The organism is Aeromonas sp. (assembly GCF_050633025.1).
GTDB lineage: Bacteria > Pseudomonadota > Gammaproteobacteria > Enterobacterales > Aeromonadaceae > Aeromonas.
Map to the genome: position 1 here is coordinate 1 of NZ_JBODRQ010000110.1, position 10,889 is coordinate 10,889.

The following is a 10,889-nucleotide window of genomic DNA, read 5'->3' on the forward strand; positions in this document are numbered from 1 at the left end:
TGTAGCACGGCCATCCAAACGCGGTAAAAGCCAGAAAAAACAATGCCACCCGAGGGTGGCATTGGTCTCAAACCGGATGGTCTGACTTATCAGCCATAAACCGGGAAGCGGCGGCAGATATCCAGCACCTTCTCGCGTACGGTGGCCAGCACGGCATCGTTGTCGTGGTTGTCCAGTACGTCGCAGATCCAGTGGGTCAGCTCGATGGACTCGGCTTCCTTGAAACCGCGGCGGGTGATGGCCGGGGTACCGATCCGCACACCGGAGGTGACGAACGGGGAGCGCGGATCGTTCGGCACGGAGTTCTTGTTGACGGTGATGTTGGCTTTGCCCAACGCAGCGTCAGCATCCTTACCGGTCAGCTCGCGGCCGATCAGATCAACCAGCATCAGGTGGTTGTCGGTACCGCCGGAGACGATCTTGTAACCGCGCTCGATAAAGGTGGCGGCCATCGCCTTGGCGTTTTTGACGACCTGAGCCTGATAGGTCTTGAACTCCGGCTCCAGCGCCTCTTTGAAGGCAACGGCTTTACCGGCGATGACGTGCATCAGCGGGCCACCCTGACCACCCGGGAAGACGGCAGAGTTGAGCTTCTTGTAGAGCTCCTCGTCGTCAGCGGCAGAGAGGATCAGACCACCGCGCGGACCGGCCAGGGTCTTGTGGGTGGTGGAGGTGACCACGTGAGCGTGGGGAACCGGGTTCGGGTAGACGCCAGCGGCAATCAGACCAGCCACGTGAGCCATGTCGACGAACAGGTAAGCCCCGACCTTGTCGGCGATTTCGCGCATGCGGGCCCAGTCAACGATGCCGGAGTAGGCGGAGAAGCCACCGATCATCATCTTCGGCTTGTGCTCGACAGCCTGACGTTCCATGTCGTCGTAGTCGATCTTGCCGGACTCATCGATACCGTAAGGCACGATGTTGTAAAGCTTGCCGGAGAAGTTGACCGGAGAGCCGTGGGTCAGGTGACCGCCGTGGGCCAGGTTCATGCCCAGCACGGTGTCGCCCGGCTGCAGCAGAGCCATGTAGACGGCACTGTTGGCCTGGGAGCCGGAGTGCGGCTGCACGTTGGCGTAAGTGGCACCGAACAGCTCTTTGGCGCGCTCGATAGCCAGGGTTTCGACCACATCCACATACTCGCAACCACCGTAGTAACGCTTGGAGGGGTAACCTTCGGCGTACTTGTTGGTCAGCTGGGAGCCCTGAGCCTCCATGACACGGGGGCTGGTGTAGTTCTCAGACGCAATCAGCTCGATATGCTCTTCCTGACGACGGGTTTCGTCTGTGATGGCCTGCCACAATTGCGGATCGTAATTGGCGATGGTCATGTCACGTTTCAACATCCGTTTCTCTCCTGAAAATCGTTTGCGCATTGGGTGAAGTGGGCACTGGCATTGTAACGTGAGCTGGATCAAAGAGACAGTCCAACCACCTAAAAAAATGTTTAATAAATGTTGTAAAAAATCAGATTTTCCCGTCCACACGAGTCGGAAATCGTGACTCAAAAAGCCTCATTCAACCCAGCTCTTTAATGGGAAAAAACCGAAGGAAAGCACAGCGTTCAATAACATATTTATTCACAACAAATTTCATCACAATGGTACTGCTTGCTCCCAGCCGAAGGGCTGCATCTGACCAGATGCGCTCAATCAGATCAGCATCTGACAAGGCTGAGGCTGTGCTGGCCCATTACCAGAAATTTTCAGAGATCCCTCTCGCTTTCAGCAGCTGGTGCGGTCCCAGCCTATTTAGCGATAAGCAGAACTGCGTCAAAATTAATTTGCGGCCGGAGAACTACGCCGAGCTGCTCATATCGTGATCGGAACCAAGGCCCCCTGTCATCAGATTGGCGATGATTGCCCGCAATTCGAGACCCGCAAGCCTGTGCCATCCGTGCTCTGCTGGCAGGATTAGCTGAAACCGCCTCATGAAGTTTCCTTTATTTTTAAAGTCGTTAGAATCGGGAGCCATCAAGGCTCCCGATTGCCATCCACGGAGGAAAAATGCAGGAATTTATGGCTACCAGCGAACGCCGGGCCGAACTCTACTGGTGGTTCTCCACCCTGTTCGCCGCCGAACTCAGTGATGAGCAGATCGCCGAATATGACACCTATGATGTGCGAAGCTTCCTGAAAAGCCTCTCGACCCTGGATCCGATGCGCGAAGCCGTGGCCGAACTCAACGACGCCATCGCCTGCCTGCTGGTGCGCCCGGATCGCCAACTGGAACTGGCCGCCGACTTCGCCGGGATGTTTCTTGTGGATCCCAAGCAGGGCGCCCTGCCCTACGAATCGCTCTACCGCGGCGATGCCAAGCTGCTGATGCAGGCCCCGATGACCGAGATGCAGGCCCGCCTTGATCGCCTTGGTATCAATGTCAGCGACAAATACAAAGAGCCTGCCGACCATCTGGCCATCGAGCTGGATCTGATGGGCAATCTCATCATCCGTGCGGCGGAAGCCAAGAGCGCGGCCGAGCGGGAACGCTGGCTCGACGAGCAGGAAGCGCTGCTGCACGGTCATCTGCTGGGCTGGTTTGACAAGTTCGAAAGCGCCTGTCGCGCCGCCGACCGGTTTGGCTTCTACGGCGCCTGTGCCCGTCTGCTGGGGGTCTTCCTCAAGATGGATGCCAACTACCTCTCTCTGGTCAAACCGGCACCGTCCGCCGACTGAGGCCGCGATGAAGACAGCCCTGCTTCTGATTGCATGCTGGCTGCTGGCCCTGATCCCGCTGGATCAGGGCATTACTCCCCTGATCGCGCTGCTGTTCAACTCCGATCGCGAGCTCTACGGCACCGCCCAGCTCACCGGCTTTGCCGGCATCCTGCTCACCCTCTACCTTGCCAATCTCGGCGTCGAGGTGGTGTTGCGCCGCCGCTTCCAGATAGCCGGCATGCTGGCCCTGCTGGCCGCCTGGATCGACTTCATCAACAGCAGTGGTAGCGAGTCGCACTTTCTGCTGCTCTATCTGCTTGCCCTCCCCTTCCATCTGATCGGCGGGCTGGTATTTGTACGCGGTATTCAGGCGTTTGGTCGCCAGAAGGGATAACCACTCGCCCCTTTCACGTAACCGTTCACCAAGAGTGGGTTGACATGAAAAATGGGATGATCGTCTCGTGCTCCCCATCTGCCTCTTGCATAATCCCGCTCGTGTTGCACCAGCGCTGGCATGACCAGCACCCGACACCAGCTGTTAACTCTCTGCGCACGAGCTCATATACAAGCTGCAGGACCGGATTACCGAGTTGGAAGACTGTCTCAACCAGCACAGCGACAACTCTTCCAAGCCCCGGCAGGTGAACGGTTATGGTATCGCCATCTATCCGGCTTATGCAGACAGCGAGGAAACCTTGGTCAGGGGCGCAACGGCTTCCAGTTCTATACCCCTTGCATGGCGGCTCGAGCCCGCGAGCGGATGCAGATTGCCATCGATGACTTTGGTACCGGTTTCTCGTCACTGAGTCTGCTCAAGACCCAGCCGATCGACCGCATCAAGATCGACCGGCATTTGTGCAGGCATTACCGGAAGATAAAAACTGTCGGGAGCTCTGCCGCACCATCATCAATCTGGCCGACAGTCTGGATATGGCGGTCACCGCAGAGGGGATTGAAACCAAGGCACAACGCACCTTTTTGCAGTTACTCAACAGCAGCGAAGGACAGGGCTATCTGTTCAGCAAGCCACTGCATGTCAAACATATGAAGGCGCACCTGCATCAGCACAATGCCTACTGAAGGTTATCATCAGTCGATCGACAGCCACCTACTGGCAGCCAACCGAATTACTGCCCAATCTGCAAATGGGACTCCCAACCATCCTCACGACCATTGAGCATTCGCGTCAACGGCGACTCGCCAGCATAGCGGGGAGCTGGCTCGCTGAAGGTGAATATGGGGCCGGGCTCATTAGCCTGCCATGCATGACCAAGCTGATCAGCCACCTGCTCACGCAGCGTGGGTGTGGCCTCCTGATGAGACATTTCAAACTCTTTCAGAGGTTCGCCAGCTGGCACTGGCGCATCAAACTGCCAGAGGGATGCACAGAGCAACAGGGATAACATAATAACCTCCAATTAATCCCCCCTTTTTACCCACGATCTGATTAATTGTCACTCTTTGCCTGTAACCAACTGAGCCGTCTATCCAAAAGTCTAATTGCCCCCCGCCACCAAAGGTATAAGTTGTTAAGAAACCATTAAAAGATCTATTCAAAGGAGTGAGAGATGAGCGAGAGCAAGGTCTACCCGGTCAAACCCCACATCAGCAGCAATGCACTGCTGGACAAGGGCGACTACGCCGCCATGTATCAGGCTTCCGTCGAGGATCCGGACACCTTCTGGGGAGAGCAGGGAAAAATTCTCGACTGGATGAAACCCTATAGCAAGGTCAAAAACACCTCCTACGATCCGGGCCATGTTTCCATCAAATGGTTTGAAGATGGCCAGCTCAACGTCTCGGCCAACTGTCTCGATCGCCATCTCGCCGAACGGGGTGACAAGGTCGCAATCATCTGGGAAGGGGACAACCCTGCCGAAGATCGCAAACTCACCTACCGCGAATTGCACAGCGAAGTGTGCAAGTTTGCCAACGTCTTGAAAGCCCATGGGGTTCACCGCGGCGACGTGGTCTGCCTCTATATGCCCATGGTGCCGGAAGCCGCCATCGCCATGCTGGCCTGTACCCGCATCGGCGCGGTACACAGCATCGTCTTCGGCGGCTTCTCGCCGGAAGCGCTGGCCGGCCGCATCATCGACTCGGGCTCGCGCATCGTCATCACCGCCGACGAAGGGCTGCGTGGCGGCCGTCCGGTGCCACTCAAGAAAAATGTGGATGAAGCGCTCACCAACCCGGATACCCAGGTCAACAAAGTGATCGTGCTCAAGCGCACCGGCGGCAATGTCGCCTGGCACAACCACCGCGACATCTGGTGGCATGAAGCGACCGCCACCGTCAGCAGTGACTGCCCGCCCGAGGCGATGAACGCCGAAGATCCGCTCTTTATTCTCTATACCTCCGGCTCCACCGGCAAACCCAAGGGGGTGCTGCACACCACCGGCGGCTATCTGGTCTATGCCACCCTCACCTTCAAATATGTGTTCGACTACCACGAAGAGGACATCTACTGGTGTACCGCCGATGTGGGCTGGGTCACTGGTCACTCCTATCTGGTCTACGGGCCGCTTGCCAACGGTGCCACCACCATCATGTTCGAAGGGGTGCCCAACTACCCGGCCACCAACCGCATGAGTCAGGTGGTGGACAAGCACCAGGTCACCATCCTCTATACCGCCCCCACCGCCATCCGGGCGCTGATGGCCAAGGGCAACGAGGCGGTAACCGGCACCTCGCGCCAGAGCCTGCGCATCATGGGCTCGGTGGGTGAACCCATCAACCCGGAAGCCTGGGAGTGGTACTACCGCACCATTGGCGATGAGCGCTGCCCCATCGTCGACACCTGGTGGCAGACCGAGACAGGCGGCATTCTGATTAGCCCGCTGCCCGGCGTCACCGACCTGAAACCGGGCTCGGCGACTCGTCCCTTCTTCGGGGTGCAACCGGCGCTGGTGGACAACATGGGCGAGCCGCTGGAGGGGGCCACCGAGGGCAATCTGGTGATCACCGACTCCTGGCCGGGTCAGATGCGCACCGTATTCGGCGATCACGAGCGCTTTGAGCAGACCTACTTCTCCACCTTCCCCGGCCGCTACTTCACCGGCGACGGTGCCCGTCGCGACGAGGACGGCTACTACTGGATCACCGGTCGGGTGGATGATGTACTGAACGTCTCCGGCCACCGCATGGGTACCGCCGAAATTGAATCGGCGCTGGTGGCCCATCCCAAGATCGCCGAAGCGGCGGTAGTGGGGGTGCCTCACGAGATCAAGGGTCAGGGTATCTATGCCTACGTCACCCTGATTGCCGGCGAAGAGCCGAGCCGCGAGCTGCATAAAGAGGTGAAGGAGTGGGTACGCAAGGAGATCGGCGCCATCGCTACGCCGGATGTGATTCACTGGGCAGAGGGGCTGCCGAAGACCCGCTCCGGCAAGATCATGCGGCGAATTCTGCGCAAGATCGCCACCGGCGAGACCGACAGTCTGGGCGATATCTCCACCCTGGCGGACCCGGGGGTAGTGGACAAGCTGATCCGCGAGAAGTCGGAAGCGGCCTGATCCCTCTGCCAACTCACTTGCAAAGCCGGCCCTGTGCCGGCTTTGTCGTTTCTAAGTTGCCAGCAAACAGCAAGGTGGCTGCTGCGAAGTAACCCTGACCGAAACGTGCAATAAATAGCCAGATGTAGAGATTAGACCAGTAAAATGCTGCTAATTTTCACGAAATCAATATAATTGCGAAATCTGTGTGCCAGGGCACACCGATTTTCGCAGAAAATGGCTAGATTTCTGGTAGTCCACAAGATAGCTGATAGATAGCAGCATTATCATCGAGGATGTACTCAATATGTCGCAACATCACCGCATTCTCCTGCTCAACGGACCAAACCTGAATCTGCTGGGCAAACGGGAACCGGGTATCTACGGCAGCAAGACGCTTGATGAGATCGTCGCCGATCTGAAGCTTAACGCCAGCGAACTCGGTGTCACTCTGGAACATCTGCAATCCAACGCCGAACATGAGTTGGTCGGCCGCATCCATCAGGCCATGGGCCAGGTGGATTTTATCATCATCAATCCAGCCGCCTTCACCCACACCAGCGTCGCCATTCGCGATGCGCTGCTGGGCGTTGCCATCCCTTTTATCGAGGTTCACCTGTCAAACGTCCATGCCAGGGAGCCGTTCCGTCATCACTCCTATCTGTCTGATGTCGCCAAAGGGGTCATTTGTGGTCTGGGGGCCGATGGCTACCAATTCGCTTTAACCGCGGCCGTGCACCATCTGCGCGCGGCTTGATAATCACTGATCAGATAAAGAAGAAAGAGAATGCTAATGGATATCCGCAAAATCAAGAAGCTGATTGAACTGGTTGAAGAGTCCGGCATCGCCGAACTGGAGATCTCCGAAGGTGAAGAGTCCGTTCGCATCAGCCGCAACTTCTCCGGTCAGGTGACCACCGCCATGCCGCAGATGATGATGCAGCAAGCCGCTCCGGTTGCCGCACCTGCCGCTGCCGCCCCGGTTGCCGCGGCACCGGCCGCAGATGCCGCCCCGAGCGGTCACCTGATGCGCTCCCCGATGGTTGGCTCCTTCTACCGCTCCTCTAGCCCGGATGCCAAGCCGTTCGCGGAAGTGGGTCAGCACGTCAATGTCGGCGACACCCTGTGCATCGTCGAAGCCATGAAAATGATGAACCAAATCGAGTCTGACAAGGCCGGTGTGATCAAAGCGATCCTGGTTGAAAATGGTCAGGCCGTCGAATTTGACGAGCCGCTGTTCATCATCGAATAAGGGAAATTGCCACCCATGTTGGACAAAGTAGTCATCGCCAACCGCGGTGAAATTGCCCTGCGGATCCTGCGCGCTTGTAAAGAGCTCGGGATCAAGACAGTGGCCGTTCACTCCACCGCCGACCGGGAGCTCAAACATGTGCTGCTGGCCGACGAATCCATCTGTATCGGCAAACCGGCCAGTACCGACTCCTACCTCAACGTCCCGGCCATCATCGCCGCCGCCGAGGTAACCGGTGCCGTGGCCATCCACCCGGGTTACGGCTTCCTCTCCGAGAACGCCGATTTCGCCGAAGTGGTCGAAAAATCCGGCTTCATCTTCATCGGCCCGCGCGCCGAGACCATTCGCCTGATGGGTGACAAGGTCTCCGCCATCGAAGCGATGAAGAAAGCGGGCGTACCGTGTGTACCGGGCTCTGACGGCCCCGTCGACAACGACGCCAAGCACAACGCCGCCATTGCCAAGCGCATCGGCTATCCGGTGATCATCAAGGCCGCCGGTGGCGGTGGTGGTCGCGGTATGCGCGTGGTGCGCAATGAAGCGGAACTGGCGGGTGCCATCGCCCTGACCAAATCCGAAGCAGGCCAGTTCTTCAAGAACGACATGGTCTACATGGAGAAGTACCTGGAAAACCCGCGTCACATCGAAATTCAGGTGTTGGCAGACGGCCAGGGCAACGCCCTCTATCTGGGCGAGCGTGACTGCTCCATGCAGCGTCGCCACCAGAAAGTGGTGGAAGAGGCACCGGCACCCGGCATCACCGCCGAAATGCGCAAGTTCATCGGCGAGCGCTGTGTGCGCGCCTGTATCGAGATCGGCTACCGCGGTGCAGGTACTTTCGAGTTCCTGTACGAGAACGGCGAGTTCTATTTCATCGAGATGAACACCCGTATCCAGGTTGAGCATCCGGTGACCGAGATGGTGACTGGTATCGATCTCATCAAGGAGCAGCTGCGCATCGCCGCCGGTCAGCCCCTGTCGATCACCCAGCAGGATATCCGTATCCGTGGTCATGCCATCGAGTGCCGGATCAACGCCGAAGATCCGGCCACCTTCATGCCCTCTCCGGGTCTGGTGCAGCGCTTCCACGCGCCGGGTGGTCTGGGCGTGCGTTGGGACTCCCACATCTATGCCGGTTACAAGGTACCGCCCCACTATGATTCGATGATCGGCAAGCTGATCTGCTACGGCGAGAATCGTGACATTGCCATCGCCCGCATGCGTCATGCGCTGGACGAGCTGGTGGTGGAAGGGATCAAGACCAACGTACCGCTGCAAAAAGAGATCATGAAAGACGAAAACTTCCAGCACGGTGGCACCAATATCCACTATCTGCACAAGAAGCTGGGTCTGTAAGATTTCGCAGGCACAATATCCGCTCCTGCTTTTGCTATGGCGCCGTCAAGCTGCCGCTTTGCCTGAAGTATGAGATGGGCCACGACTCAAATACCCGATGTGCAACATCGGGTATTTTTTTATCTCAACAAACGTCATTTTATTCCGGCTTGCATAAGCGCTCTACACCACACGCCACGTATCAAAAAAGGGCTCCCGGCAGGTAAATATGGATGACGCCGCTTCAGCTCGGCTACTGAGATCTATCAACCACATTTCATTTATGTAATGAAAGACAATGGATCTCAAGCATAGTTTCAATGGCACACGTGGCAAAGTGCCACCAGGCATTGATTTTTCCCCCATGAAAAACGGCGACCAGATGGTCGCCGTTGTATTCCTTCAGCCAGTGCGCGGCACGGCCAATTTGCTCAATCAGGGATTGAGGCGGGTCGGCATACCGGTACGCTGTTCCAGCACCTGCTTGACCACGTTGGAGTCAGACTCGGCATGAGCAATAAAGCGGGTAATGGCCGGTGTCATCGGGAGCGGCACGGAAGCGGTGGAGTTGAACTCCTCCTCAGTACGTGACAGCGGCTCGTGCACTTCCATGTAGCGACCGCCATCCGGCTCGACCGTGGTCTTGACCGGCTGGTTGACAAACTGGACGCGGGTACCGACCGGCACGTTGTCGAACAGATACTTGATGTCGTCGGCACGCAGACGTACGCAGCCGCTGCTCACCCGCAGACCGATGCCAAAGGTGGCGTTGGTTCCGTGGATGGCATAGAGGTTGCCGATGTAGAGGGCGTGCAGACCCATGGGGTTATCCGGGCCTGCAGGCCATACTGCCGGCAGAGTCTTGCCCTGAGCGGCATAACGACGACGGATGTTCTCGGTCGGGGTCCAGGTCGGATTGGCGCGCTTACGCTCTACCTTGGTGACCCAACTTTCGGGCGTATCGGCACCCAGCTGGCCGATGCCGATGGGCAATACCTGTACCACGTTCTTCCCTTTCGGGTAGTAGTAGAGACGCATCTCGGCCACGTTGATGACGATCCCTTCGCGGGGCGCGTTGGGCAGGATCAGTTGATGGGGGATGATCAGGGTGCTACCCGCCTTCGGCAGATAGGGATCAACGCCCGGGTTGGCCTCCATGATGTTGGTCAGACCGAGCTGGAATTCTGCAGAGATCTGTTCCAGCGCACGGCTGTCCGCAGGTACCACGTATTCCTGGTTTTCACCGATCAGGCGGCTGTTGGCCGCAGGCAGACTGTACTCGATGGCGGCAGCCTGCAGGCTGACCAGAGCAAGAGTGCATAAAAGGGCCGAAGCGGCAGTGCGAAAGGGATTCATAAAATTCCTGTATGATTTCCTGTACCAAATGGGCCGGAGGCCATCTCATCATCGGTCTGCCAGTGGCGGGGCTACCGACCCCACAACACCAATAACCGAGCGCGCATTCTTTCCCGAGTCGGACAAAATTTCAACTTAGTTATGCTGCTTTTCTTGTTAAAAGTGGCCGTTTTCAATGCAACTGTTATCAACAGGGCAAAAAGCCATCCTGCCCAGTGGCAGCTTAAAGAAAGATGAACAGCATAGTCCCCTGCCAACAGGCCACCCGTATTCCCGTCCGCCACAGCGCAGCGCCCTCTTGTATCAAGGTAACAGCAGCAGTAGCCAAAACCGTTGTCACCCAGAAAGTGATAAGCCGATGCCGATAGTTGCACTTTATTTGCATGACATGAAAAGGCCTAAAACAGCACATCAGCCACTGGCAGGTGTTGGCTATCGCTATAAAAACTGTTCCGAAGCTTACTGAACTCTCGCATTGATCCTCAAATCATTCCTGACATGCGAGTATATAATCGATGCTGTTTCAGATAGATACAGCGAGAATTCAGGTAATAGGTGAACGTTTCCATCAATTAGCGAATGTTGTAAGACGACAGTGTGAATATTTTGTTAACTGTAGTGACATGGTGACTCTGGCCACCTAGTTAAAGGCGATAGCCTCACCTCACATATTGAGAGGCATAGTGACACAGCAAAAAATGAATTAACTCAATTACATGAACAAAGGCATTTAAAAACACAGTCCGCGAATTCAGATAATAAGTGCAACGCTCGGTCATGGAGCTGAAGAGGGAGTTA

10 protein-coding genes and 1 pseudogene are annotated in these 10,889 nt (G+C 56.9%); 8 read left to right on the forward strand and 3 right to left on the reverse strand.

Features of this window, described 5'->3' with window-relative positions:
• Positions 1–89: 89 nt before the first annotated feature.
• The gene (gene glyA, locus ACRAUW_RS13805) at positions 90–1,343 is read right to left on the reverse strand and encodes a serine hydroxymethyltransferase (RefSeq protein WP_005338884.1); all 1,254 of its coding nucleotides are present in this window, start codon (positions 1,341–1,343) and stop codon (positions 90–92) included.
• 660 nt (positions 1,344–2,003) lie between these two features.
• Between glyA and torD the strand changes: the two genes are divergently transcribed.
• The 3 genes and pseudogenes from torD to ACRAUW_RS13820 all read left to right on the forward strand — a co-directional run.
• A complete protein-coding gene (gene torD, locus ACRAUW_RS13810) occupies positions 2,004–2,672 on the forward strand; it encodes a molecular chaperone TorD (protein WP_431362732.1) in 669 nt (222 codons plus the stop codon).
• 7 nt (positions 2,673–2,679) lie between these two features.
• Positions 2,680–3,048, forward strand: coding sequence for a hypothetical protein (locus ACRAUW_RS13815; protein ID WP_431362733.1), 369 nt, complete (start codon positions 2,680–2,682; stop codon positions 3,046–3,048).
• 366 nt (positions 3,049–3,414) lie between these two features.
• Positions 3,415–3,734 (forward strand): annotated as a pseudogene (locus ACRAUW_RS13820) (EAL domain-containing protein); the annotation flags it as partial.
• Between the two features lie 47 nt (positions 3,735–3,781).
• Here the strand turns inward: ACRAUW_RS13820 and ACRAUW_RS13825 are convergent.
• On the reverse strand, positions 3,782–4,060 hold the full coding sequence (locus tag ACRAUW_RS13825) for a hypothetical protein (RefSeq protein ID WP_431362734.1): 279 nt from the start codon (positions 4,058–4,060) through the stop codon (positions 3,782–3,784).
• Positions 4,061–4,222: 162 nt separating this feature from the next.
• Between ACRAUW_RS13825 and acs the strand changes: the two genes are divergently transcribed.
• The 4 genes from acs to accC all read left to right on the forward strand — a co-directional run bounded on the left by acs (position 4,223) and on the right by accC (position 8,756).
• The gene (acs, locus tag ACRAUW_RS13830) at positions 4,223–6,169 is read left to right on the forward strand and encodes an acetate--CoA ligase (protein ID WP_431362735.1); all 1,947 of its coding nucleotides are present in this window, start codon (positions 4,223–4,225) and stop codon (positions 6,167–6,169) included.
• A 286-nt stretch (positions 6,170–6,455) separates the two neighbouring features.
• A complete protein-coding gene (gene aroQ / locus ACRAUW_RS13835) occupies positions 6,456–6,905 on the forward strand; it encodes a type II 3-dehydroquinate dehydratase (RefSeq protein WP_431362736.1) in 450 nt (149 codons plus the stop codon).
• 36 nt (positions 6,906–6,941) lie between these two features.
• Positions 6,942–7,400, forward strand: a complete 459-nt coding sequence (gene accB / locus ACRAUW_RS13840; protein WP_139461873.1) for an acetyl-CoA carboxylase biotin carboxyl carrier protein — start codon at positions 6,942–6,944, stop codon at positions 7,398–7,400.
• A 15-nt stretch (positions 7,401–7,415) separates the two neighbouring features.
• Positions 7,416–8,756 carry an acetyl-CoA carboxylase biotin carboxylase subunit gene (accC, locus tag ACRAUW_RS13845; RefSeq protein ID WP_033137748.1) on the forward strand — a complete coding sequence of 447 codons (1,341 nt, stop codon included), beginning with the start codon at positions 7,416–7,418 and terminating at the stop codon, positions 8,754–8,756.
• A gap of 414 nt (positions 8,757–9,170) precedes the next feature.
• Here the strand turns inward: accC and ACRAUW_RS13850 are convergent, their stop codons facing one another.
• Positions 9,171–10,091: a L,D-transpeptidase family protein gene (locus ACRAUW_RS13850; RefSeq protein WP_431362737.1), complete on the reverse strand. Its 921-nt coding sequence runs from the start codon at positions 10,089–10,091 to the stop codon at positions 9,171–9,173.
• A gap of 175 nt (positions 10,092–10,266) precedes the next feature.
• Between ACRAUW_RS13850 and ACRAUW_RS13855 the strand changes: the two genes are divergently transcribed.
• Positions 10,267–10,557: a hypothetical protein gene (locus ACRAUW_RS13855; RefSeq protein ID WP_431362738.1), complete on the forward strand. Its 291-nt coding sequence runs from the start codon at positions 10,267–10,269 to the stop codon at positions 10,555–10,557.
• The last annotated feature ends 332 nt before the right edge of the window (positions 10,558–10,889 follow it).

What these genes read in the sequence shown, in the direction of transcription:
- torD (WP_431362732.1), top strand. Translation starts at nt 2,004, where the DNA reads ATGCAGGAATTTATGGCTACCAGCGAACGCCGGGCCGAACTCTACTGG.
- aroQ (WP_431362736.1), top strand. Translation starts at nt 6,456, where the DNA reads ATGTCGCAACATCACCGCATTCTCCTGCTCAACGGACCAAACCTGAAT.
- accB (WP_139461873.1), top strand. Translation starts at nt 6,942, where the DNA reads ATGGATATCCGCAAAATCAAGAAGCTGATTGAACTGGTTGAAGAGTCC.
- ACRAUW_RS13855 (WP_431362738.1), top strand. Translation starts at nt 10,267, where the DNA reads ATGCAACTGTTATCAACAGGGCAAAAAGCCATCCTGCCCAGTGGCAGC.
- ACRAUW_RS13815 (WP_431362733.1), top strand. Translation starts at nt 2,680, where the DNA reads ATGAAGACAGCCCTGCTTCTGATTGCATGCTGGCTGCTGGCCCTGATC.
- accC (WP_033137748.1), top strand. Translation starts at nt 7,416, where the DNA reads ATGTTGGACAAAGTAGTCATCGCCAACCGCGGTGAAATTGCCCTGCGG.
- acs (WP_431362735.1), top strand. Translation starts at nt 4,223, where the DNA reads ATGAGCGAGAGCAAGGTCTACCCGGTCAAACCCCACATCAGCAGCAAT.
- ACRAUW_RS13825 (WP_431362734.1), bottom strand. Translation starts at nt 4,060, where the DNA reads ATGTTATCCCTGTTGCTCTGTGCATCCCTCTGGCAGTTTGATGCGCCA.
- ACRAUW_RS13850 (WP_431362737.1), bottom strand. Translation starts at nt 10,091, where the DNA reads ATGAATCCCTTTCGCACTGCCGCTTCGGCCCTTTTATGCACTCTTGCT.
- glyA (WP_005338884.1), bottom strand. Translation starts at nt 1,343, where the DNA reads ATGTTGAAACGTGACATGACCATCGCCAATTACGATCCGCAATTGTGG.